The sequence below is a fragment of the Roseomonas mucosa ATCC BAA-692 genome (genome assembly GCF_000622225.1).
GTDB lineage: Bacteria > Pseudomonadota > Alphaproteobacteria > Acetobacterales > Acetobacteraceae > Roseomonas > Roseomonas mucosa.
Genome location: NZ_JHWD01000010.1, coordinates 137,662 through 161,837, shown reverse-complemented (window position 1 = coordinate 161,837; position 24,176 = coordinate 137,662). Strand labels below are relative to the sequence as shown.

The window sequence follows — 24,176 nt, the reverse complement described above, 5'->3', positions numbered from 1 at the left end:
CCGACACCATGTCCGCCGCCCATCCGACCCTGAAGGTGATCGACCACCCCCTGGTGCAGCACAAGCTGACGCTGATGCGGCGCAAGGAGACCTCGACCGGCGAGTTCCGCCGCCTGGCGCGCGAGATCAGCCTGCTGATGGCCTATGAGGTCACGCGCGACCTGCCGCTGGAGACCACCAGCATCGAGACGCCGCTGGAGGTGATGGAGGCGCCCATCCTCTCGGGCAAGAAGCTCTGCTTCGTGTCCATCCTGCGCGCCGGCGACGGGCTGCTGCAGGGGATGCTGGACCTCGTCCCCTCCGCCCGCGTCGGCCATGTCGGCCTGTACCGCGACCCGCAGACCCTGGTGCCGGTGGAATACTACCTGAAGCTGCCCGACGACATCGGCGCCCGGCAGGTGATCGCGGTGGACCCCATGTTGGCCACCGGCCATTCCGCCGCCGCCGCCGTGTCGCGCATCAAGCAGGCCGGTGCCTCGCAGGTGAGCTTCGCCTGCCTCCTCGCCGCGCCGGAAGGGCTGCGCGTCTTCGCCGAAGCGCATCCGGACGTGCCGGTCTTCACCGCCTCGCTGGACCGCGAGCTGAACGACCATGCCTATATCCTGCCCGGCCTGGGCGATGCGGGGGACCGGCTCTTCGGCACCAAGTGAGGCGCCGGCCGCGCCCCGGCGGATTGTCGGGGCACGGCGGAACCCCCTCCGGCGGGGTTTCTTCCGCTTCGGCTGTCGCCTCCGGTTGGACGGGGCCGGTTTCCCCCCGCTTCGGAGGCATTTTGCGGCAAGGTCGAAAAAGCCCAGGAAGTGCCTCGGCTCCGTCACATTTCCGGATGGTTATCCACAGAACCTTCCACGGATTTTGGGGATAACTGGGCGGTCCGGCCCGGCGCTCCACGGCGGGTGACGGGTGGCGGCGCCCCTGTACATGGCACTCGAATTGCAAGATTTTCCGCGGGCCCGGTGGCCGGGGGAGCCAGACCCGCGCCGCCGCCATCCCCCAGCCCGCCGGATCTGCCATGACCCCTGCCCGTCTTCCCGACGACCTGCTGATCGATGCCGCGAGCGAGGTGAGCATCCGCCAGGAGCTGACACTGGTGGCCCTGGGCCGGCGCCCGGCGGACCGGGTGCTGCGGGTCGGACGACTGCTGGACGTGCATACCCGGAGCTGGATGGAGGATGCGGAGGTCGTCATCCGCGGCCGCCGCATCGCCTATGTCGGCCCCGCCGGCTCCTGGCCCGGCGAGGCCGGGGAGCGCGTCCATGAGCCGGACCTCGCCGCGGTGCCTGGCTTCGGCGAGGTGCATAAGCATATCGAGAGCTCCCACCTGACGCCGGAGTGGGAGGCGGCGCTGGTGCTGCCGCGCGGCAATACCTGGACCTGCGAGGCCAGCCACGAGTTCTCCAACGTGGACGGGCCGCACAACCTGGAATTCTGGCTCACGGCCCGGCGCCAGGGGTCGCCGCTGAAGATCTTCCCCCTGCCCGGCTCCGCCGTGCCGCCCACCGCCTATGAATGGGGCGGCGGCTGGTTCGGCCATGACGAGCAGCAGGGCTTCCTGCGCGAGAGCCTGATGGTGGCCGGGCTGGACGAGGTGATGGACTGGCCCGCCGTCTGGAACCCGGAGAACCCGTCCTACAAGCGGCTCTGGGGCATGATCCAGGCGACCTTCGCCCAGCGCGGCGTGGTGGAGGGCCATGGCGCGGGGCTGCGGGAGCTGCCGGAGATCAACGCCTTCGCCGCCGCCGGCCTCGCCTCCGACCATGAGGCCTGGTCGCCGGAGGAGGTGTGGGAGAAGCTCCGCCACGGCATCTTCACCGAGATCCGCCCCTATTCCATGGACCAGGTGATCCCCTGGCTGCTGGACAAGGGCCTCGCAGACTGGTCGCAGGTCGCCTTCACCACCGACGACCGCAGCGCCTCGGACACGATCCGGCTGGGCGCCACGGACCACAATGCCCGCACCGCGATACGCCTGGGCCTCGCCCCGGAAACCGCGATCCAGTGCGTCACGCTGAACCCGGCGCGGCACATGCGCCTGACCCCCTGGGTGGGCAGCCTCGCGCCCGGCCGCTTCGCCGACGTGGTGCTGCTGCGCGATGTCGCGGCGCTGGAGATCGCGAAGGTCTGGGCCGATGGACAGCCGGTGAGCGAAGGCACGCGCTACACCGGGCCGGTGCCGCGCATCGCATGGCCGGAATGGGCGACGCGGACAGTGAACATCCGGCGCGAGATGAGAGCCGAGGATTTCCGCATCGCCGCCACGCCGGGACGCGCGGCGATGCAGGCGGCACTGCTGCGTCCCTTCCACTGGAATGACGGCTTCATCACCATGGAGCTGCCGGTCGCGGATGGCGCCGTGCAGCGCAACGCCGCGCGCCACGTCACGAAATTCGCCATCGTGGACCGTTTCTCCGGCGAGGGGCGCACGGCGAGGATGTTCTGGCTCGGCTGCGGACCGGCCACGCCCGGCACGGCGCTCGCCTGCTCGGTCGCGCATGACAAGCACAACATCTGGGTCGTGGGTTCCTGCGACGAGGCCATGGCGAAGGCGGTGAACGCGCTGCGCGAGACGGGCGGCGGCTGGGCCCTGGTGCGGGAGGGCGCGCTGGTTGCCACCGTGCGCTACGAGGTCGGCGGGCTGATGAGCTGCCGCCCGGCGGAGGCGCTGAACGCGGAGATGCAGCACCTCTATGACGAGGGCGCGAAGGTGGAGTGGATGTACGAGCCCACCTTCCACCCCCGCTGGTTCCCTGGTTTCCCGGAACGCCTGATCTTCGCCACCCTCACCTGCGCGCCGTGGCGCTGGGTGCTCGTGGCCCCCTGCGAGCAGGCGCCGCTGGGCTTCGTCAACGTGCAGACCGGCGAGACGCATCCGGTGGTCTGGTAGGAGGGGGTTCTCCACATGAGCAATGCAAGATGAGCAATGCAAGATGAGTAATGCAAGCCTGGGTGCGGGGGCGCCCATCGGCGAGGCACGGCCGAAAGGCGCGCTCGACCGCTTCTTCAAACTGAGCGAGCGCGGCAGCTCCGTGCCGCAGGAGGCGATCGCCGGCCTCACCACCTTCGCCGCCATGGCCTATATCATCGCGGTGAACCCGGCGATCATGTCGCAGGCCGGCATGGACCGCGGCGACCTGGTGATCGCCACCGCGCTGGCCGCCATCTTCGGCAGCGTGATGATGGGGCTGACGGCGAACCTGCCGCTCGCCGTGGCGCCGGCGATGGGGTCCAACGTTGTCTTCACCTTCATCCTGGTGAAGGGGATGGGCGTGCCCTGGCAGGGCGCGCTCGCCATGGTCTGCTTCACCGGCGTGGTCTTCCTGCTGCTCAGCCTGACGAAGCTGCGCGAGAAGGTGGCGAAGGACGTGCCGGAGGTGCTGAAGGTCGGCATCAGCGCGGCGGTCGGCGCCTATATCGTCTTCATCGCCCTGCGCGGCGCGGGCTTCGTGGTGGCCAATCCCGGCACCTTCATCGCCATGGGCTCGCTGCGCGAACCCGCGGTTCTGCTGACCCTGGCCGGCATCCTGGTCACGCCGATGCTGGTGGCGCGGCAGGTTCCCGGCGCGCTGATCCTGTCCATTGCCGTGCTGACCGTCATCGGCTGCTTCGTGCCGCTGCCGAACGGCACGGCGATCACCAAGGCGCCTTCCGCCTTTCTGGCGCTGCCGCACTGGCCGTCCAACACCTTCGGCCAGCTCGACTTCTCCTACATGTTCCAGAACTTCATCGTGGTGCTGCCGATCCTCTTCTACTTCGTCTGCGCCGAGTTCTTCTCGACGCTGGCGACGGTGATCGGCGTCACGGGGGCGGCGAACCTGCGCCGGCCGGACGGGTCCATCCCCAATGCCACGGCGGCCTTCTCCACGGATGCGACGGCGACGATCGTGGGGCCGATCCTCGGCACCTCCGTGGTCACGGCCTATATCGAATCCGTCACCGGCGTGCAGGCGGGCGGGCGCACCGGACTCACCTCCATCACCGTGGCGGCGCTATTCTTCCTGGCGCTGTTCGTCTGGCCGGTCTTCACCGTGATCCCGCCGCAGGCCACGGCCCCGGCGCTGGTGGTGGTCGGCGTGCTGATGCTGCAGGGGCTGACGCGGATCGACCTGGGCCAGCTCACCAATGCCGTGCCGGTGGCGTTGACGCTGCTGCTGACGGTGCTGACCAACAACCTGATCAACGGCATGGCGATCGGCACGCTGAGCTATATCCTGCTGTTCCTGGCGCTCGGCCGGGCGCGGGAGATCAGCGGCGTGGTCTGGGGCCTGGGCGTGGTGTTCATCGCCTATATCGCGGTGATGACGCGGCTGAGCTGACGGCGGGGCGTCCGGCCAAGGAGGCAGGGGCCCAGGGGGCGGGGACCAAGGGGGCGGGGGACCATGCGGGATGACACGGCGGGGCTCGTCCTGGCGGGCGGGCTGGCGCGGCGGATGGGCGGCGGCGACAAGGTGCTGCGGCCGCTTGGCGGGCGGGCCATGCTGGACCATGTGCTGGCCTCCCTCCGGCCTCAGGTCGCGGCCTGCCTGCTGAACGCGAACGGCGATCCGGCGCGCTTCGGCGCCTGGGGCCTGCCCGTGGCCGCGGATGGCATGCCGGACTTCCCCGGGCCATTGGCGGGTGTCCTGGCGGGCATGGACTGGGTGGCGGAACACCGGCCGGACCTGCCGTGGCTGGTGTCCCTGCCGGGCGACAACCCCTTCGCGCCGCCCGATCTCGTCGCGCGCCTGCATATCGCGCGGGAGGCCGCCGGGACCCCCATCGCCTGCGCGGCCTCCGGCCCGCACCGCCATCCGCCTGTGGCGCTCTGGCCCGTCGCGTTGCGCGGGGAGCTCCGGAGCAGCCTTCTGGCGGGGGAAAGGCGGGTCGGGGCCTGGGCCGCGCGCTGGGGCTGCGCCCTGGCCACCTGGGAGGCGGGGCCCGGCGATCCGTTCTTCAATGCCAATACGCCGGAGGAACTGGCGGAGGCCGAGCGGCGCATCCTGGGGTGAGGCGGCCCCGGGGGCGAGCCTCCGAATGGTGGGCCGCGCCGGGCCGTGGGCGTGTCCTTTGGGCACATGGGGCTCCGGCAAGGTTTTCGGGGGCTGGGCGGAGGCAAGGGTGACTGGGCCGTCGCTATCCGCGGGGCCAGGGTCTCTCACTTCCGTACCGTTTTAGGGTTTTGGTGTTTTAGGTTTTTAGTCCTTTATCTGTCGGGATGGGGACCATGGCTTCGCTTTGCGTGGTGGATGGGTGCCACTGAGGCCTTGCCTCGCGGGACCACAATATCGAGGCGGGAGGTGCGCGGAGCGTGCGGGCCTTCCGTGGCACCGGGAGCCGGTGCTGTCGGGTAGGCGGAACCCAGGCGATGACTTTATTCCTATAGCGTGGCGCGGGCGGAGAAGCAAGAGGCACTCCATGGACCGGCGTGGTCCATGGCCCGTGTCAGAACAGCCCGGCGAAGGGCAGCACCAGGATGCGGTCGCCCGGCGCGACATCGCCCATGTCTTCCGGCAGCTCGGCGAAGGCGTCGCTTTGCAGCAGCGAGGCGATCTGCCCCGCCCCTGCCCGCCCCGGCTTGCGGGCCACCGGACCGTCCGGCCCCGCCTCCACCGCCACGCGCAGGTATTCCCGCCGCCCCGGCAGCTTGCGGTGGCTGAAGCCGGCGCGCAGCTCGAAACGCGGCAGCGGCTTCGGCGCGGCCCCGGCGAGGTGCAGGGCCAGGGGACGCGCGAGGTGCAGGAAGCCGAGCAGCGCGGCGACCGGATTGCCCGGCAGGCCCATGACGGGGCGGCCCTCCACCACCCCCATCGCCAGGGGACGCCCCGGCTTCACCGCCAGCCGCCAGAAGGCGAGGCTCCCCGTTGCCTCCATGGCCCGGCGGACATGGTCCTCCTCGCCCGTGCTCACGCCGCCAGATGTCAGTAACATGTCATGTGAGAGCGCAGCCTCGCGCAGCGCTGCCTCGGTCTCCCCGCGCCGGTCGGGCAGCAGGCCGAGATCCACCGCCTCCACCGGCAGGTTCGCCAGGAGGGACAGCAGCATGAAGCGGTTGCTGTCATGCGCCTGGGCCGGGCCGAGCCGCCCGCCGGGCGCCACCAGCTCGCTGCCCGTGCTGAAGACGCCCAGGCGTGGGCGCCGCGTCACGGGAAGGGCCGCCAGGCCCAGTGCCGCCGCCAGGGCGATCTCGGGGGCCGCGACCAGCCGCCCCTTCGGCAGGGCCAGGGCGCCCGTCGGCAGGTCCTCCCCGGCGTGGCGGATATTGGCCCCGGCTGGCAGGCCCGGCGGCAGGAAGACCCGCCCCGTCCCGGCCCTGGCATCCTCCTGCATCATCACCGTATCCGCGCCGGGCGGCAGCGGCGCGCCCGTCAGGATGCGGACGGCGTGGCCCGGCGGCAGGGGGGCCGCCGCGTCGCCCGCCGCCACCCGGCCGGCCAGCGGCAGCCAGCCGCCTTCCGGCCCCAGATCGGCCCCGGCGAAGGCATAGCCGTCCATGGCGCTGTTGCCGAAGGGCGGCAGGTCGATGGGCGCGGCGATGTCCTCCGCCAGCACCCGCCCGCGCGCGGCCAGCAACGGGACGGCCTCGGCCCCGCCCGCCAGGGGCGGCAGGCGGGCGATCAGCGCCTCCGCCTCCGCCAGCGTCAGCGAGCCGTCGCCGCTGGCGAAGCAGTCGTTGCTCAGCCGTGCCAAGGGGCGGCGAATTCCAGCACGAGGTCGGCCACGCGCTCGATCTCGTCCAGCCCGGCATGGGGCAGGCCGCCCGCCGGCGGCGCGTCGGAGACCACGGCGCGGATGGCCGGGTCCTCCGGATGCAGCCAGGGGCGGCCGTTGGCGGCGCGGAAGACCTCCAGCTTCGGGTGGAGGTCGCGCTTGAAGCCCTCGACCACCACGAGGTCCACCGGCGACAGGCGGGACAGGAGGAAGGCCAGGCCGGGTTCCGGGGCGTCGCGCAGCTCGGTCATCAGCGCCCAGCGGCGGGCCGAGGAGACCAGCACCTGCCGCGCCCCGGCCATCCGGTGGCTGTGGCTGTCCTTGCCCGGCTGGTCCACGTCGAAATCGTGGTGCGCGTGCTTGAGCGTCGAGACGGAGACGCCCCGCGCGTTCAGGCTGGGGATCAGGCGGGTCAGCAGGGTGGTCTTGCCGGCGCCGCTCCAGCCCGCCAGCCCGATGATTCGCCTGGGTCCGCTCATGCCTGTGTTCCGTCCTGTTGCCGCCCTTGTCCCGCTGGCGGGCCCGCATCGCTACCCGATGTGGGGCCGGGCCGGAAGCGTGCCCACCCCCGCCATCTCCCCCTCCACCCATGGGACATACCGCCCCATCTTGCCGCCGGGGGCGGACGATCCCGCAACCGGGCGGGTCCGGCCCCGAAGACACAATGGAGTGTATGCGCATCATGACCGAGACGAACCCGCTGATCCGTCTGGCCCGGCGCCCCACCGGCATCCCCACCACGGAGGACCTGGTCTACGAGGAAGCGCCGGTCCCGCAGCCCGCCCCGGGCGAGGTGCTGGTGCGCAACCGCTTCCTGTCGCTCGACCCCTATATGCGCGGCCGGATGAACGACGTGAAATCCTATGCCCCGCCGGTCGCGCTGGGCGCGGTGATGGAGGGGCAGAGCGTCGGGCAGGTCGTGTCCGGCCCCGGCTTCGAGCCCGGCACCTGGGTCCTGGGCGGCAGGGGCTGGCAGCACTACTGCTCCGTGCCGCCGCACCTGCTGGTGCCGGTGGATGCGGAGGCCGCCCCGCCTTCCGCTTATCTGGGTGTGCTGGGCATGCCCGGCACGACCGCCTGGGTGGGCTGCACCGAGATCGCGCCGGTCAAGCCGGGCGAGACCTTCGTGGTCGCGGCAGCCTCCGGCGCGGTGGGCGCCGTGGCCGGACAGATCGCGCGGCGCATGGGCGCGCGGGTCGTGGGCATCGCCGGGGGCGCGGAGAAATGCGCCTATGTGCGCGACGAGCTCGGCTTCGATGCCTGCGTCGATCACCGGGGCGAGGATCTTCCGGCCGCGCTGGCGGAAGCCTGCCCGCGCGGGATCGACGTCTATTTCGAGAATGTCGGGGGCGCGGTGCAGCGGGCGGTCTGGCCGCTGCTGAACCCCTTCGCCCGCGTGGCCATGTGCGGCATGGTCGCGGAATACAATGACGGCACCCCCGCCCCCGGCCCGAACCTGATGAGCGCGGTGCGGAACAAGCTCAGCATCCGCGGCTTCATCGTGGGCGATCATCCGCGGCAGTTTCCCGTCTGGCGCGAGACCGGGGCGCGCTGGCTGCGCGAGGGGGTGCTGACGTACCGCGAGGATGTGGTGCACGGGCTGCGCAACGCGCCCGGGGCCTTCGCGGGCCTGCTGTCGGGGAAGAACTTCGGCAAGCTGGTGGTGGCGCTGGACTGACGGCGCCAGACGGAAACGGGGCGCCCTGGCGGGCGCCCCGTTCCATTCTTCCGGATGCGGCCCGGCCCCTACTCGGCGGCCGGCACCGGGGCGGCGAGGACCACCTTCTCCTCGGCCTGGCCGGACAGGGCGGCGTTCAGCTTCGCGCGGTCCAGCTCGCCTTCCCAGCGCGCCACCACGACCGTCGCCACCGCGTTGCCGACGAAGTTGGTCAAGGCGCGGCACTCGGACATGAAGCGGTCGATGCCCAGGATCAGCGCCATGCCGGCGACCGGCACGGAGGGCACCACGGAAAGCGTCGCGGCCAGGGTGATGAAGCCCGCGCCGGTGATGCCGGCCGCGCCCTTGGAGGAGAGCATGGCGACCAGCAGCAGCAGGATCTGGTCCCAGATGCTGAGGTCGATGCCCACGGCCTGGGCGATGAAGAGCGCCGCCATGGTCATGTAGATGTTCGTGCCGTCGAGGTTGAAGGAATAGCCCGTCGGCACCACCAGCCCGACCACGGACTTGGCGCAGCCGGCCTTCTCCATCTTCTCCATCAGGGCGGGCAGCGCGGCCTCGGAGGAGGAGGTGCCCAGCACCAGCAGCAGTTCCTCCTTGATGTAGCGGATCAGCGCCAGGATGGAGAAGCCGTTGTAGCGGGCGACCGCGCCCAGCACGACCAGCACGAAGAGCAGCGAGGTCAGGTAGAAGGTGGCGATCAGCATCGCCAGGTTGGCGATGGAGCCAATGCCGTAGCGGCCGATGGTGAAGGCCATGGCGCCGAAGGCGCCGATCGGGGCGGCCTTCATCAGGATCGCCACCAGCTTGAAGATGCCGGCGGAGAGCGAGTTCAGCACGTTCATCAGCGGATCGGCCTTCTCCCCCACCAGGGAGAGCGCGATGCCGAGCAGCACGGAGAAGAACAGCACCTGCAGGATGTCGCCGGATTCGAAGGCGCTGACCGGCGTGTTCGGGATGATGTTCATCAGGAAGCCGGTGATGCTCGTCTCATGCGCCTTGGCGGCGTAGCTGGCCACGGCCTTGGGATCGAGCGAGGCCGGGTCGATGTTCAGCCCCGCGCCCGGCCGGATCACGTTGGCCACGATCATGCCGATGATCAGCGCCATGGTGGAGAAGGTGATGAAGTAGAGCATCGCCTTGCCGGCGACGCGCCCGACCTTGCCCATGTCGCGCATGCCGGCGATGCCGGTCACCACGGTCAGGAAGATCACCGGGGCGATGATCATCTTCACCAGCTTGATGAAGGCGTCGCCGAGCGGCTTCATCTCCTGGGCGAAGGACGGGTAGAAATGGCCGAGCAGGATGCCGACGGTGATCGCGAAGAGCACCTGCACGTAGAGCTGCTGGTAGAGCTTCTTCGGCTTGCGTGGCACGGCCACGGCGGTGGGTTGGACAATGGCCATTGGATGCTTCTCGCCCCTGTGCTGGGCCGCGTCCTCTGCGGGGCGCGGCGTTCCGGTTTCCGACGTCACGCCGGATGCCGGCGTTCACGGGGCCTACGGCAAGGTCCGTGCCAGGAGACGCGCGGAAGGATAGGCGATGCTAACCCCTTCATCTTCTATAAGATATTTCATGCCGCAATGCAGCATCGGCGGCAGGGCGATGCGGTTCTCCACACAGTCCTGGACGCGGTAGTGCGGATTTCCACACAGCCTGGCGCCGGATGAGAGAAGCCCTCCCCGGCCCCGCACGGCAGCCCGTGCGGCGGCGCTCCCGGTGGCACCTCCGGTGGCGCCGCATCGCCTGGCTGCTGCTGCCGCTGCTGCTCCTTCTCCTGCTGGACCGGGTGGCCGATGGCCTCGCCACCCGCATCGCCCTGTCCGACCTGCGGACCAGCGCCCGGGCCGAGGCGGAGCTGCGCATGGCCCTGCTGCGCAGCGAGATCGACAAGCAGCGCAGCCTGCCGGTGGTGCTGGCCAGCGACCCGGACCTGCGGCGGGCCCTGGAAACCCGCGACCCCGCCCTGCTGGGCGCGCTGAACGCCAAGCTGGAGTCGCTCAGCGGAAGCACGGGCGCCGGGGTGATCTACGCGCTCGACGCACAGGGCATGACCCTGGCGGCGAGCAACTGGCGGCAGGAGGACAGCTTCGTCGGCAACGACTACAGCTTCCGGCCCTATGCCCGGCTTTCCATGGAACGGGGCTCGGCCGAGCATTTCGCCCTGGGCACCGCCAGCCACCAGCCGGGCCTCTACCTCGCCCGCCGGATCGACGCGCCGCCCTTCCCTGGCACCGCCGGTCCCCGGACGCTCGGCGTCATCGTGGTGAAGACGCTGTTCGACCGCGTGGAGGAGGGCTGGCGGCCGCTGCACCAGCCGGTGCTGGTCACCGACCGGGCGGGCGTCGTGCTGGTCACCAGCGAGCCGGCCTGGCGCTTCCGCGCCATCGTGCCGCTTCCGGAGGAGGAGCGCCGGCGCATCCGCGAGAGCCTGCAGTTCGGCGACGCGCCGCTGGCGCCGCTGCCGCTGCCGCTGCCGGATGCCGGCTCGCCGGGGGCGGAGGCTCCTGTTCGCCTGCGCCTGCCCGGCGCCGCGACGGAAAGCTTCCTCCTCACCCGCGTCCCGGTGCCCAGCACGGACTGGACCCTGCACCTGCTGACTCCGACCCGGGTGCCGGTGGAGCTGGCCACCGCCGCGGCGCGGCTGTTGACGCTGCTGGCGGGGCTGCTGGCGCTGCTCCTCGCCTGGCTGACGCTGCGCCGCCGCCGCCGCTTGGGGCTGGACATGGCGCGGCAGCGGCGGCAGCGGGAGGAACTGGAGGCCGAGGTCCGCCTCCGCACCGCCGAGCTGGAGCGGGCCAATGCCAGCCTGCGGGCGGAGGGCGAGGAGCGGCAGCGCGCCGAGGCCGCCATCCACCGGCTGCGCGACGATCTGGTGCAGGCCAACAAGCTGGCCATCCTGGGGCAGATCACCGCCAGCGTGGCGCATGAGATCAACCAGCCGGTGGCGGCGATCCGCTCCTTCGCCGACAATGCGCGGCTCTTCCTGGAACGGGGCGACGCCGCCTCGGCCACCCGCGGCCTCGGCACCATCGCCGGGCTGACCGAGCGGATCGGCGCCATCACCGGGGGGCTGCGCGGCTTCGCCCGCAAGGCCGGGGGCAGCCTGGAAAGCGTGCCGGTGCGGGCGGCGGCGGAGGCGGCGCTGCTGCTGCTGGGCCACCGGCTGCGCCAGGATGCCGTCGCGGTGGTTCTGGACGTGCCGGAGGAGCTTTGCGTGCGCGCCGAGCGGGTGCGGCTGGAGCAGGTGCTGGTGAACCTCGTGCAGAACGCGGTCGAGGCCCTGGACGGGAGGCCGGGCGGGCGCATCCGGCTGGAGGCGCGGCGGGTGCCCGGCCCGGCCCCCGGCCGGGTCCGCGTCACCGTGTCCGACAACGGGCCGGGGCTGGCGCCGGAGGTGGCGCGGTCCTTGTTCATGCCCTTCACCACCACGAAATCGGAGGGGCTGGGGCTGGGCCTCGTGATCTGCCGGGACATCGTGAGCGATTTCGGCGGGACGCTGGAGGCGGAGCCCCCTTGCGGGCCGGAGCCCGGCGGAAGCCTTTTCGTGATCACCCTGGAGCAAGCCGCTTGACCGACCTCGCCTTCGTGGATGACGACCCCTTCCTGCGCGAGGCCAATCTCCAGAGCGCCGCCCTGGCGGGGCTGGAGGCCCGCGGCTTCGCCTCGGCCGAGGAGGCGCTGGCGGCGATCGGGGAGGATTTCCCGGGCGTCGTGGTCACCGACCTGCGGATGCCGGGGATGGATGGCACCGAGCTGTTCCGCCGCCTGCGCCGGCTGGACCCGGACCTGCCGGTGATCCTGATCACCGGCCATGGTGATATCGCCATGGCGGTCGCCGCGATCCGGGAGGGAGCCTACCACTTCCTGGCTAAGCCCTATCCGGCCGAGGAGCTGATGGGCGCGGTGCGGCATGCGCTGGAGAAGCGGCGGCTGGTGCTGGAGAACCGCCGCCTCGCCCGGGCCGTGGCGGCGGCCGAGGAGGACAGCCCGCTGCTGGGCAACACGCCGGAGATGGTGCGGCTGCGCAAGGTGCTGCGGCAGATCGCCGATGCCCAGGTGGACGTGCTGATCGAGGGTGAGACCGGCACCGGCAAGGACGTGGTGGCCAATGCGCTGCACCGCATGAGCCGCCGCGCCGCGCGGCCCTTCGTGGCGCTGAACTGCGGCGCCCTGCCGGAAACGGTGATCGAGAGCGAGCTGTTCGGCCACGAGCCCGGCGCCTTCACCGGCGCGCAGAAGCGCCGGGTCGGGCGGATCGAGCATGCGGATGGCGGCACGCTCTTCCTCGACGAGATCGAGGCCATGCCGCTGGCCTTGCAGGTCAAGCTGCTGCGGGTGCTGGAAACGCGGGAGATCGCGCCGCTCGGCACCAACGAGATCCGCCGGCTGGACCTGCGCGTGGTGGCGGCCACCAAGACGAACCTGCTGGAGCTTTCCCGGCGCGGCGGGTTCCGCGAGGACCTGTACTACCGCCTGCATGTGGTGACGGTGCATCTCCCCGCCCTGCGGCAGCGGCGGGACGACATTCCCCTGCTCTTCGCGCATTTCCTGCGCCGCGCGGCGGAACGCTTCGGCCTGCCGGTGCCCGAGATGACCCCGGCCCTGCGCCGCCACCTGATGGAGCATGACTGGCCCGGCAATGTACGCGAACTGACGCATCATGCCGAGCGCGTGGCGCTGGGCCTGTCGGAGGAGGCCGCCCCGCCGGGCGAGGCGCGGGCGAGCCTGCCGGAACGGGTGGATGCCTATGAGGCCATGGTGATCCGCGACGCGCTGCGGGAACATGATGGCGACGTGCGCGCCACGGTCGAGGCGCTCGGCATCCCGCGGAAGACCTTCTACGACAAGCTGCGGCGCCACGACATCGACCAGCGCGCCTACCGGCTGCGGGAATAGGGCGACGCCAGGGGGGACGGCGCCGGAAACGTCATGCCACGCCGCGCCGGAGGGGCCTAGGATGCCTGTGCCGGGACACGCCCCTGAGCCGCGGAGCCGCCATTGACCATTCCCGTCCTGCTTGCCATCGACATCGCGCCCGAGAACCTGGCGCGCCTGCGGGACGCGGGCTTCGAGCCCGTCCAGGCCGCCGGCCGCGCCCCCTTGCCCGAGGGCCGGGCCGCGGCGATCCGTGCCGTGCTGACCAACGGCTCCACTGGCTTCTCCGCCGCGCAGATCGCCGCCCTGCCCGCGCTGGAGATCGTCTGCGCCCTGGGCGCCGGCCATGAGAAGATCGACCTCGCCGCCGCCGCGGCGCGCGGCATCGCGGTCACCAATGGCGCGGGCACCAATGACGTGGCCGTCGCGGACCATGCGATGCTGCTGCTGCTCGCCATCGCGCGCGGGGTGGTCCAGGCGGATGCCGCGGCGCGGCGCGGGGAATGGGCCGGCGCGCGGCAGCTCCGCCCGTCGGTCAGCGGCAAGCGGCTGGGCCTGCTCGGCCTGGGCCATATCGGGCAGCGCATCGCCGACCGCGCCGCCGGCGGCTTCGGCATGGAGGTCGCCTATCACAGCCGGAGGGTGCGGGAGGGCTCCCCCTTCCGGCACGAGCCGGATCTCGCCGCCCTGGCGGCCTGGTGCGACTTCCTGGTGGTCGCCGCGCCGGGCGGGGCGGAGACGCGCCATCTCGTGGATGCGGCGGTGCTGCGGGCGCTCGGGACCGAGGGGTTCCTCGTGAACATCGCGCGCGGCAGCGTGGTGGATACCGGGGCGCTGATCGAGGCCCTGGAGCAGGACCGCATCGCCGGGGCGGGCCTCGATGTGGTGGAGGGCGAGCCGGACAACATCCCCGCCCGGCTGACCCGCCTGGAGAACGTGATCCTGACCCCGCACATCGCGGGCCGCTCGCCCGAGGCCGTGCGGGCGACGGTGCGGCTGGTGATCGACAACCTGCGGGCCCATTTTTCCGGGCAGCCCCTGCTGACGCCGGTTTCCGCCTGAAACCGGCGGCGGGCGAGGAAAAATCCTCCCCGCCGGCGGACTTCCGGAGGCGGGAATGCTACAGCCCGGCCCGAGTTCCCGATGCCGGCCCCGGGGCCGGCGAGACCTGAGGAGAGAGCATGCGCAACGATCCGATCTCCCTCGACCGGCTCTCCGCCGAGGTCGAGGCCAAGAGCCCCGCCTTCACCGCCGTGGCCGACCGGATCTGGGGCCATGCCGAGCTGCGCTTCCAGGAACACCGGTCGATCGAGGAGCAGATCGCGCTGCTGGAGGCCGAGGGATTCCGCGTCACCCGCAATGTCGGCGGCATCCCGACAGCCTTCATGGCCGAGGCCGGGTCCGGCGGCCCGGTGCTGGGCTTCCTGGGCGAGTTCGATGCCCTGGCCGGGCTGAGCCAGGAGGCGGGCGTCGCCGAGCCGAAGCCCGTCGCCCCGGGCGCCACGGGCCATGGCTGCGGCCACAACCTGCTCGGCGCGGGGGCCATGCTGGCCGCGGTGGCGGCGCGCGACGCCCTGGCCGCCAACGACCTGTCCGGCACGGTGCGCTACTATGGCTGCCCTGGCGAGGAAGGCGGCTCCGGCAAGACCTTCATGGCGCGCGAGGGCGCCTTCGACGACCTCGACGCGGCCGTCTCATGGCATCCGGGCGTGGTGAGCAGCGTGATGTCTTCCCGCTCGCTGGCCAATTTCCAGGTCTATTTCCGCTTCCACGGCCGCGCCTCGCACGCGGCGGGCTCGCCCTGGCTGGGCCGCTCCGCGCTCGATGCGGTGGAGCTGATGAATGTCGGCGTGAACTACCTGCGCGAGCACATGCCGCTGGACTGCCGTGTGCATTACGCCATCACCAACAGCGGCGGCGTCTCGCCCAACGTGGTGCAGGCGGAGGCCGAGGTGCTCTACCTGATCCGCGGCCCGCGCGTGAAGGAGGCGCAGGCCCTGTTCGACCGGGTGAAGGCCTGTGCCGAGGGCGCCGCGACCATGACCGGCACGCGGATGAGCATGGAGATCGACAAGGCCTGCTCCGACACCATCCCGAACACGGCGCTGGAGATGCGGATGCATGAGAACCTGCTCCGCCTCGGCGCACCGGCCTTCGACGAGGCGGACCGCCGCTTCGCCGCCGAGCTGCGCCGCTCGCTGAGCGAGGAGGACATCGCCGACAGCATCGGGGCTGTGGGAGCGCCTGAGGAGGTGGGCGCGCAGGTGCTGCACGAGGGCGTGCTGCCCTTCGATGGCCGTTCGCGCGCCGGCAACGGCTCCACCGATGTGGGCGATGTCAGCCAGATCGTGCCGGTCGTGCAGTGCTGGGGCGCCACCTGGGCCGTGGGCACGCCCTTCCACACCTGGCAGGCGGTGGCGCAGGGCAAGAGCCCGCATGCGCACAAGGGCATGGTGCAGGCGGCCAAGGCCATGGCGGCCACGGCGCTCGACGCCTTCCGCGACCCGGAGCTGCTGGCCCGCGCCAAGGCGGAGCTGCGCGAGCGGACGGGCGGCAGGCCCTATGCCTGCCCGATCCCCGGCGAGGTGCTGCCGCCGCCGCTGCGCCAGCAGCGCGGCTGAACCGCGCGCCGCCGTTCACGCGGCGTCAACCATGGGCGTGCCAGGGGGAGCCATGAACCGCCCGCCCGGCACGGCCCCTCGCCCCGGAGCCCCGTCGCTTCCGGGGCCCAGAGCCGCCCGCAGCGGCCGGACCGGACACGCCAGACACACGGATGGAGACCACCATGCTGAAACGAGTCCTTCTCGGCGGGATCGCCGCGCTTTCGCTCACCCTCGCCACGGCGGAGGCGCGCGCGCAGGAGCTGACCATGGGCGTGGGAGCGCAGGTCACCTCGATGGACCCGCATTACCACAACCTCACGCCCAATTCGGGCGTGGCCGGGATGGTCTTCGGCACGCTGGTCGCCACGGATGCCAATGTGCGCCCGCAGCCCGGCCTCGCCCTGTCCTGGCGCCCGGTGGACGAGACGACCTGGGAGTTCAAGCTGCGCCCCGGCGTGAAGTTCCATAACGGACGGGATTTCACGGCGGAGGACGTGGCCTTCACCATCGCCCGCGTGCCGACGGTGCCGAATTCGCCTTCGTCCTTCGCGCAGTATGTCCGGGCCATCAAGCGCGTCGAGATCGTCGATCCGCTGACCGTGCGCTTCCACACGGAGGCGCCCTATCCGCTGCTGCCGACCGACCTCGTCAACGTCATGATGCTGGACCGCCAGACGCATGAGGGCGCGACGACCGAGGACTTCAACAGCGGCAAGGCGGCGATCGGCACCGGCCCCTTCCGCCTCGTCTCCTACCGCAGCGGCGACCGCATCGAGCTGGAGCGCAACGACGCCTACTGGGGCGACAAGCCGCACTGGTCCAAGGTGCACTACCGCATGATCACCAGCGACGCCGCCCGCACCGCGGCGCTGCTGGCGGGCGATGTGGACGTGATCGACCAGGTGCCGACCAGCGACCTGAAGCGGCTGCGCGACGACAAGCGGATCAATGTCGAGGAGACGGTCGGGCTGCGGCTGATCTATCTCGCGATGGACCAGGGCAACGAGGGCGACTCGCCCTTCGTCACCGGGCCGGACGGGCAGAAGCTTGGCCGCAACCCGCTGCGCGACACGCGGGTGCGCCAGGCGCTGTCGATCGCCATCGACCGGCAGGCCATCGCGGCGCGGGTGATGGAGGATGCGACGGTTCCCACCGGGCAGGTCATGGCGGAGGGCACCACCGGCTACGTGCCCGACCTGCCGGCGCCCAAGGCCGATCCGGAGGCGGCGAGGAAGCTGCTGGCCGAGGCGGGCTATCCGCAGGGGTTCCGCATCACCATCCACGGCCCCAACGACCGCTACATGAACGATGCGCGGATCATCCAGGCGGTCGGGCAGATGTGGACGCGCATCGGCGTGCGGACCCAGGTCGACGCGCAGCCCTTCACCGCCTTCATCGCGCGTGCCAGCCGTGGCGACACCAGCGTCCACCTGATGGGCCTGGCGGCGACCAGCGGCGAGGCCTCCACCATGCTGCGCGCCCTGCTGGCGACGCAGGACAAGGAACTGGGCACCGGTGCCTCCAACCGCGGGCACTACTCCAACCCTGCCTTCGATACGAAGCTGAACGAGGCCATGCGGACCCTCGACGACGCGAAGCGGGAGGCGATCCTGCAGGAGGCGACGCGGATGGCGATGGCGGATACGGGGCTGATCCCGATCCACATCCAGAAGAACGCCTGGGCGCTGCGGCACGGCCTGAGCATCGACGCCCGCGCGGACGAGTACACGCGGGCCCAGGACGTGCGTCCGGCGGACTGAGCCGCCCTTGCCGGGTGGGGGTGTGCCGGGTGCCATCCCGGCAGGCCCTCGCCGGGCTGTGACACCGCTACAAGACACCGGCCTCCTCCGGCGGGCGTTTCGTGGATGCGAGGAGCGTGGCGCTGGTGGGACAACCATGAGGCGCGGCGTCCTCCATCCGCGATACGGACAGGAGAACCGCCATGGACCAGGACGAGAGCAGCGCCTCCCGCCGCCGGCTGATGCAGGGAACCGCCGCGGGGCTGGCGGCGATGGCGGTGCCGGGCCTCGCCGCCACGGCGCAGGCCCAGGGCGCCAACCCGCAGGCCTCCCCCGGCGCCGCGCCGAGGCTGGAGGACCCGCGCGCCGCCTATCCCGCCCCGCCCTTCCAGCCGCAGTCGCAGCCCTGGCCGGGGCTGGCCAGCCGCATGAACCCGCCGCCCGACCATGGGGAGAAGAGCTATCGCGGCAGCGGCCGCCTCGCCGGACGCAAGGCGCTGGTCACGGGCGGCGATTCCGGCATCGGCCGCGCCGCCGTCATCGCCTTCGCGCGGGAGGGCGCGGATATCGCCATCAGCTACCTGCCGGCGGAGGAGGAGGATGCGCAGCAGGTGGCGGCCCTGGTCCGCGAGGCCGGGCGCAAGGTGGTGCTCCTGCCCGGCGATATCCGCGACGCGGGCTTCTGTCGCAAGCTGGTGCAGGACGCGGTCGATGGGCTGGGCGGGCTGGACATCTTGGTCAACAACGCTGCCCGGCAGCACCATCACGACTCCATCCTCGACCTCAGCGAGGAGGATTTCGACTGGACGGTGCGGACCAACATCTACGCGATGTTCTGGATCACCAAGGCGGCGGTCCCGCACCTGAAGCCCGGCTCCGCCATCGTGAACACCAGCTCGGTCAATGCCTACCAGCCGAGCGAGATCCTGCTCGACTACGCCATGACCAAGGCGGCGATCATGAACTTCTCCAAGGGGCTGGCGAAGCAGCTCGCGAAGCGCGGCATCCGCGTGAACGCCGTGGCGCCCGGCCCCTTCTGGACCCCGCTGCAGGTCGCGGGCGGCCAGACCGAGGAGAACCTGAAGAGCTTCGGCGCCCAGACCCCGCTGGGGCGCCCCGGCCAGCCCGCCGAGATCGCGCCGATCTACGTGCAGCTCGCCGCGGCGGATGGCAGCTACATCACCGGGCAGGTCTTCGGGGCCTCGGGCGGCGCCGGGATGCCTTGACGGGTGGCTCGGGGAGGCGCGGGGTCTTTCCCACTGCCTCCCCGCGCGTCCTCAGCGGCACATCAGGACGGGAATGTCCGCGTTCTCCAGCACGTGCCGCGTCACGCCGCCGAGGATGAGCTGCCGCAGCCGGGAATGGCTGTAGGCGCCCATGCAGAGCAGGTCGGCCCTGAACTCCTTGGCGGCGGACAGCAGCCCGGCGCCGATGTCCTTGCTCACCGGCTGGAACTCCTTGGCCTCGGCCTCGATGCCGTGCCAGCGGAGGTAGGAGAGGATGCCGTCCACCGAAGGGCCGCGCCGCTGGTAGCCGGTGGCGTAGAGGATCTGGATCGCCGAGGCATGGTGCAGCCAGGGCAGCGCGGCGGCGATGGCCGCGGCGCTTTCCGCCGTGCCGTTCCAGGCGCAGCAGGCGCGTGTGCCGATGGTCTCGGGCGGCAGGCGCGGCGCGATCAGCACGGGCCGCCCGCTGTCGAAGAGCACGGCATGCAGCGCGTCGGAGGAGGAGACATCCTCCCCGGCCTCCGGATGCGGCACGATCGCCAGGTCGTAGAGGCGCGACTGCTGGGCGACGAGGTCCTCCTCGCGCCCCGCCACGCTCTCGAAGGACAGGGTCGCCGCATTCGCCTTGTTGGCGGTGGCGGCGTTGGTGGCGATCTGCACGTCCTTGCTCGCCACGAAGCGGTCGAAGAGCGCCCGCACGCGATGGGCGCGGTCGCCGCTCTCGCGCTCGGTGGCGGCCATCATCTCCTCGATCATCGCCCCGGAGAGCCCTTCGCCGGCCAGCGGCGCCACGTCGCGCGCATCGACGCGGACATGCAGGCAATGGACGTGGCTGTGCCAGATCCGCGCCATCATCAGCGCCGTCTGGAGGGCGGCTTCTCCCGCGGCCGTACCGGTCAGGGGGAGAAGGATTCGGCGGTAAGCCATGGAACTGCTTCCTATAGGCCCGGTCCGGCGCGGCGGGTCAGGGCTGCTCCCTGAAGCGCCGCACGGACCGGAGGGTGGGCCTCGGCCCGGATTGTCCCGCCGCGAAGGCCGCGGGGCAAGTCGCGCGAGCGGGATGCCATCACGAAGCGGGACGTGGATGCAACCGGCCGTCGTTCAGGGCCGTCGTTCAGGACCGTCGTTCAGGCAGGTTGCAGCCGCGCCAGGAGGGCCGTGGCCGCCGCGACCGGATCGCCATCCGCCCGCACCGCTTCCCAGGTGAGCGGGCCGGGATCGCGGCGCGCGCTGGCCTCCAGCACGGCGAGGTCGGCATCCGAGGCATCGTGGCGCCGCGCGGCGATGCGGTCGCGCAGCACCGTCATGGGCGCCTCCAGCCAGAGGCCCAGGAAGGGGCAGCCGGCCTCCCGCGCCAAGGCCTCGATTCCCGCGCGCTGCGCCGGATCGAGGAAGGTGGCGTCGGCGATCACCGAATGGCCGCCGGTCAGGGCCTCGCGCGCTTCCCGCAGGAAGGCGGCATAGGTTTCCGCCTTGCGCGCCGGGGTATAGGCTTCGGGCGGCAGGCGGGTCTCCAGCTCCACCCCGGCGAGGCGCTTGCGGATCTCGTCGCTGCGCATCACCGCCGCGCCGGGCGCCACGCCGATCCCGGGTGCCAGGGCGCGGGCCAGCCAGGACTTGCCGGTGCCGGGCAGCCCGCCGATGGCCAGCAGGACGGGCGGGGCGGGTTCCAGGTAGCCCCGCGCCGCGTGCAGGTAGGGCAACCCGTCCGTGCCGGCCAGGACCTCGCAATACGACCGCACCATGGCGCGCAGGGAGAGCCAGGGCGCCAGCCCGCCCAGCAGCCCGGCATCCCCGGTGCGGCCGAGATAGCGCGACAGGGTCCGGTTGGCCGCCGCCCGGCTGGCGCGCCGGTCCAGGTCCATCAGCAGAAAGGCGAGGTCGTAGCCGGTGTCCACCGTGGCCAGCGCCTCGTCGAATTCCAGCGCGTCGAAGGCCACGGGCCGGCCCATGGGCCCGCTGGGCCAGAGCACGAGGTTGCCGAGATGCAGGTCGCCATGGCACCGCCGCACATGCCCGGCGGCGGCGCGGGCGTTGAGCAGCCCCCGCCGCGTCGCGAAGGCCGCCCCGAGATCGCCGGCCAGCCGCTCCACCTCCGGCATCGGCAGACCCGCCCGGCGGCAGGACTCGACGGCGCCCGCGAGGACGCGCTGCATCGCCGCCTCCGAGTCCAGTCCCTCGATCACGGGCTGCGTGGCGTGCAGCGCCGCCACCGTGTCGCCCAGAGCATCCGCCAGGGTGCCGTCCACGCCGTGGCGGGCCGCGATCAGGTTCAGGAAGCCGTCGGCGGGCAGGGTCGCCATCTCCAGCACCCAGTCCACCGCCTCTCCGTCGCCATCCAGGCGGAGCGGCCCGCCGGGGGCGCGGGTGACGGCATGCACGGCGTGGTAGATGCCGGGCGCGGCGGGGGCGTTGATCTCCAGCTCCCGCCGGCAGAAGCGCTCCCGCGCCTCCAGCCCGGTGAAGTCGAGGAAGCTCAGCGCCACGGCCTTCTTCAGCTTCAGCGTGCGCTCCGCCCCGACATAGATGGCGGAGATATGCGTCTCCAGCGGCGCGGCTGCCCCGGTCAGCCGGGACAGCAGGGCGCCGGTCTCGCGCTGCTCCGGCGGCAGGCTCACGGGTAGAGGCGCTGCTGTTCCCACCCCTCGCCGTCCCGGATGAAGACCACCCGGTCATGCAGGCGGTAGGGGGCGTCCTGCCAGAACTCGATGCTGTCGGGGATCAGGCGGAAGCCGCCCCAGTGTTCCGGGCGGGGCACCTCCTCATCGGGGAAGCGCTGTTCCGCCTCCCGCAGCCGCGCCTCCAGCTCGGCCCGGTCGGACAGCGGCTCCGACTGGCGCGAGGCCCAGGCGCCGAGGCGGGAGATCCGGGCGCGGGAGGCGTAATAGGCATCGGATTCCGCCGGGGTGGCGTGCTCGACGCGGCCCTCCACCCGCACCTGCCGGCGCAGGCTCTTCCAGTGGAAGCAGAGGGCGGCGCAGGGGTTGGCGTCCAGTTCCCGCCCCTTGCGGCCCGTGTAGTGCGAATGGAACATGAATCCCCCCGCATCCACGCTCTTCAGCAGCACGATCCGGGCCGAGGGGCGGCCATCCGCCCCCACCGTGGCGAGGCACATGGCGTTCGGGTCGTTGGGCTCGCTGGCCTCGGCCGCGCGCATCCATTCGCTGAACAGCGCGACGGGATCGGTGCTCAGGGTGAAGTCCGTATTGGCGTCCATGATCCCTTGCCCTCTTGCCGGGTCGTAAGGCATGTGCCACCCCTCCGGCCCCGCCGCAACATCACGGCCGGTCGCATGACCGGTGCCTCGGGACCACACCGCATGACCGACATCGCGCAAGAACACAAGATTCCGACGGGCAACCTGATGGCGGGCAAGCGCGGCCTCGTCATGGGTGTCGCCAACGACCGCTCCATCGCCTGGGCCATCGCCCGTTCGGTGGCGGCCCAGGGCGGCGAACTCGCCTTCACCTATCAGGGGGAGGCGCTGGAGAAGCGTGTCCGCCCCCTGGCCACCAGCGTCGGCAGCGACCTGGTGATGCCCTGCGACGTGACCGACGACGCCTCGGTGGAGGCGGTGTTCCAGACGCTCGGCGAGCGCTGGGGCAAGCTGGACTTCCTGGTCCACGCCATCGGCTTCGCCAACAAGGAGTACCTGCGGGGCCGCTACATCGACACGCCGCGGGAGGCCTTCCTGCAGGCGATGGACATCTCCTGCTTCTCCTTCGTCTCCGTCGCGAAGCATGCGGCCGCGATGATGAACGAGGGCGGCTCGCTGCTGACGCTCACCTACCTGGGCGCCGAGCGGGTGATGCCCCACTACAACGTCATGGGCGTGGCCAAGGCGGCGCTGGAGGCCTCGGTGCGCTACATGGCCGCCGACCTGGGCGACCGCGGCATCCGCGTGAACGCGATCAGCGCCGGGCCGATCAAGACGCTCGCTGCCTCCGGCATCGGCGATTTCCGCTATATCCTGAAGTGGAACCAGTACAACGCGCCGATGCGGCGCAATGTCGGGCTGGAGGAGGTGGGCAATTCCGGCCTCTATTTCCTGTCCGGCCTTTCGACCGGCGTGACCGGCGAGGTCCACCACGTGGATTGCGGCTACCATACCGTCGGCATGAAGAACCCCGACGCCCCCGACATCACGGTGGAGAAGGGCTGACCGCCCTTTCCCGCATTCCAGGCGCCCTGCCCCCATGTCGCACAACAGCTTCGGCCACCTGTTCCGCGTGACCACCTGGGGGGAGAGCCACGGCCCCGCCATCGGCTGCGTCGTGGATGGCTGCCCGCCCGGCCTGCCGCTCGACGAGGCGGATATCCAGCCCTTCCTCGACAAGCGCCGCCCTGGCCAGTCGAAGCTGGTGACGCAGCGGCAGGAGCCCGACGAGGTCCGCATCCTGTCCGGCACCTTCGAGGGCCTGACCACCGGCACGCCGATCGCGCTGGAGATCACGAACCAGGACCAGCGATCCCGCGACTATGGCGAGATCGCCGACCGCTTCCGTCCGGGCCATGCCGACCTCGCCTACCACCTGAAATACGGGGTGCGGGACTATCGCGGCGGCGGCCGGTCCTCGGCGCGGGAGACCGCGATGCGGGTCGCCGCGGGGGCGGTGGCGCGCAGGGTGCTGGGGCCGGAGATCCGCATCCGCGGCGCCATGGTGGCGCTGGGCGGCGACGGGGTGGACCGCTCCACCTGGAACTGGGCCGAGGTGGAGCGCAACGCCCTCTTCTGCCCCGATGCCGGCGCCGCCGCGCGCTGGGAGGAGCGGCTGATGGCGATCCGCAAGGCCGGCAGCAGCATCGGCGCCGTCATCGAGGTGGTGGCGGAGGGCGTGCCGCCCGGCCTGGGCGCGCCGCTCTATGGCAAGCTGGACGCCGACCTCGCCGCCGCGCTGATGAGCATCAACGCGGTGAAGGGCGTCGAGATCGGCGAGGGCTTCGCCGCCGCCGCCCTGTCCGGCGAGGAGAACGCGGACGAGATGCGCATGGGAGCGGAGGGCGAGGTGCTCTTCTCCGCCAACCATGCCGGCGGCATCCTGGGCGGCATCTCCACCGGCCAGCCGGTCGTCGCGCGCTTCGCGGTGAAGCCCACCTCCTCCATCCTCTGGCCGCGCCGGGCGGTGGACCGTTTCGGGGCGGATGTGGAACTGGTCACCAAGGGCCGCCACGATCCCTGCGTCGGCATCCGCGCCGTGCCGGTGGGCGAGGCCATGATGGCCTGCGTGCTGGCCGACCACCTGCTGCGCCACCGCGCCCAGAACCCGGATGCCCCCACCCGCGCCCGCCTGCCGCGCAACTGAGCGCCTCACGAAGACGTTTGATTGACCGATCCCGAAACTCGGGATTTAGCGGCGGTGCGGTTTCG

19 protein-coding genes are annotated in these 24,176 nt (G+C 71.6%); 13 read left to right on the top strand and 6 right to left on the bottom strand.

The features are described 5' to 3' along the window. Positions 1-8 precede the first annotated feature (8 nt). The 4 genes from upp to mobA all read left to right on the top strand — a co-directional run bounded on the left by upp (position 9) and on the right by mobA (position 4,985). On the top strand, positions 9-650 hold the full coding sequence (gene upp, locus BT98_RS0112620) for a uracil phosphoribosyltransferase (RefSeq protein WP_019461151.1): 642 nt from the start codon (positions 9-11) through the stop codon (positions 648-650). Between the two features lie 362 nt (positions 651-1,012). Continuing rightward, a complete protein-coding gene (locus tag BT98_RS0112615; RefSeq protein ID WP_019461150.1) occupies positions 1,013-2,884 on the top strand; it encodes an adenine deaminase in 1,872 nt (623 codons plus the stop codon). A gap of 43 nt (positions 2,885-2,927) precedes the next feature. Then, a complete protein-coding gene (locus BT98_RS0112610) occupies positions 2,928-4,313 on the top strand; it encodes an NCS2 family permease (protein WP_019461149.1) in 1,386 nt (461 codons plus the stop codon). 63 nt (positions 4,314-4,376) lie between these two features. Next, a complete protein-coding gene (gene mobA, locus BT98_RS0112605) occupies positions 4,377-4,985 on the top strand; it encodes a molybdenum cofactor guanylyltransferase MobA (protein ID WP_019461148.1) in 609 nt (202 codons plus the stop codon). A 433-nt stretch (positions 4,986-5,418) separates the two neighbouring features. Here mobA and BT98_RS0112600 read toward each other — a convergent pair whose 3' ends face one another. Together BT98_RS0112600 and mobB are read right to left on the bottom strand one after the other, a co-directional pair. Further along, positions 5,419-6,663 carry a molybdopterin molybdotransferase MoeA gene (locus BT98_RS0112600; RefSeq protein ID WP_019461147.1) on the bottom strand — a complete coding sequence of 415 codons (1,245 nt, stop codon included), beginning with the start codon at positions 6,661-6,663 and terminating at the stop codon, positions 5,419-5,421. Then, positions 6,651-7,163, bottom strand: a complete 513-nt coding sequence (mobB, locus tag BT98_RS0112595) for a molybdopterin-guanine dinucleotide biosynthesis protein B (protein ID WP_019461146.1) — start codon at positions 7,161-7,163, stop codon at positions 6,651-6,653. The genes BT98_RS0112600 and mobB overlap by 13 nt, the downstream gene beginning before the upstream one ends. Before the next feature lie 203 nt (positions 7,164-7,366). Between mobB and BT98_RS0112590 the strand changes: the two genes are divergently transcribed. Beyond that, positions 7,367-8,362 (top strand): NADP-dependent oxidoreductase, encoded by a 996-nt coding sequence (locus BT98_RS0112590; protein ID WP_037250755.1) that lies wholly within the window; start codon positions 7,367-7,369, stop codon positions 8,360-8,362. Between the two features lie 68 nt (positions 8,363-8,430). Here the strand turns inward: BT98_RS0112590 and BT98_RS0112585 are convergent, their stop codons facing one another. Further along, positions 8,431-9,768 carry a dicarboxylate/amino acid:cation symporter gene (locus BT98_RS0112585; protein ID WP_019461144.1) on the bottom strand — a complete coding sequence of 446 codons (1,338 nt, stop codon included), beginning with the start codon at positions 9,766-9,768 and terminating at the stop codon, positions 8,431-8,433. A gap of 260 nt (positions 9,769-10,028) precedes the next feature. Here BT98_RS0112585 and BT98_RS0112580 point away from each other — a divergent pair, with 260 nt between their 5' ends. From BT98_RS0112580 to BT98_RS0112555, 6 genes are all read left to right on the top strand, one after another. Further along, a complete protein-coding gene (locus BT98_RS0112580) occupies positions 10,029-11,936 on the top strand; it encodes a sensor histidine kinase (protein ID WP_051004834.1) in 1,908 nt (635 codons plus the stop codon). Beyond that, positions 11,933-13,261 carry a sigma-54-dependent transcriptional regulator gene (locus BT98_RS0112575; RefSeq protein ID WP_019461142.1) on the top strand — a complete coding sequence of 443 codons (1,329 nt, stop codon included), beginning with the start codon at positions 11,933-11,935 and terminating at the stop codon, positions 13,259-13,261. The genes BT98_RS0112580 and BT98_RS0112575 overlap by 4 nt, the downstream gene beginning before the upstream one ends. A gap of 102 nt (positions 13,262-13,363) precedes the next feature. Next, positions 13,364-14,302, top strand: coding sequence for a 2-hydroxyacid dehydrogenase (locus BT98_RS0112570; RefSeq protein ID WP_019461141.1), 939 nt, complete (start codon positions 13,364-13,366; stop codon positions 14,300-14,302). 119 nt (positions 14,303-14,421) lie between these two features. Then, positions 14,422-15,861 (top strand): M20 family metallopeptidase, encoded by a 1,440-nt coding sequence (locus BT98_RS0112565; RefSeq protein WP_019461140.1) that lies wholly within the window; start codon positions 14,422-14,424, stop codon positions 15,859-15,861. Between the two features lie 164 nt (positions 15,862-16,025). Continuing rightward, the gene (locus tag BT98_RS0112560) at positions 16,026-17,603 is read left to right on the top strand and encodes an ABC transporter substrate-binding protein (RefSeq protein ID WP_037250753.1); all 1,578 of its coding nucleotides are present in this window, start codon (positions 16,026-16,028) and stop codon (positions 17,601-17,603) included. Positions 17,604-17,785: 182 nt separating this feature from the next. Next, positions 17,786-18,808 carry an SDR family oxidoreductase gene (locus BT98_RS0112555; RefSeq protein WP_019461138.1) on the top strand — a complete coding sequence of 341 codons (1,023 nt, stop codon included), beginning with the start codon at positions 17,786-17,788 and terminating at the stop codon, positions 18,806-18,808. Between the two features lie 51 nt (positions 18,809-18,859). Here the strand turns inward: BT98_RS0112555 and BT98_RS0112550 are convergent, their stop codons facing one another. The 3 genes from BT98_RS0112550 to pdxH form a co-directional block, all read right to left on the bottom strand. Then, complete coding sequence (locus tag BT98_RS0112550) at positions 18,860-19,735, bottom strand: universal stress protein (protein WP_026033191.1); 876 nt, start codon at positions 19,733-19,735, stop codon at positions 18,860-18,862. A 200-nt stretch (positions 19,736-19,935) separates the two neighbouring features. Next, complete coding sequence (locus tag BT98_RS0112545) at positions 19,936-21,426, bottom strand: bifunctional aminoglycoside phosphotransferase/ATP-binding protein (protein ID WP_027297231.1); 1,491 nt, start codon at positions 21,424-21,426, stop codon at positions 19,936-19,938. Beyond that, entirely contained in the window at positions 21,423-22,025 is a 603-nt protein-coding gene (gene pdxH / locus BT98_RS0112540; RefSeq protein ID WP_019461451.1) for a pyridoxamine 5'-phosphate oxidase, read from the bottom strand. The genes BT98_RS0112545 and pdxH overlap by 4 nt, the downstream gene beginning before the upstream one ends. Before the next feature lie 102 nt (positions 22,026-22,127). Here pdxH and fabI point away from each other — a divergent pair, with 102 nt between their 5' ends. After that, positions 22,128-22,970, top strand: a complete 843-nt coding sequence (gene fabI / locus BT98_RS0112535) for an enoyl-ACP reductase FabI (protein WP_019461450.1) — start codon at positions 22,128-22,130, stop codon at positions 22,968-22,970. A 34-nt stretch (positions 22,971-23,004) separates the two neighbouring features. Further along, positions 23,005-24,111 carry a chorismate synthase gene (gene aroC, locus BT98_RS0112530; protein WP_019461449.1) on the top strand — a complete coding sequence of 369 codons (1,107 nt, stop codon included), beginning with the start codon at positions 23,005-23,007 and terminating at the stop codon, positions 24,109-24,111. Positions 24,112-24,176 lie beyond the last annotated feature (65 nt).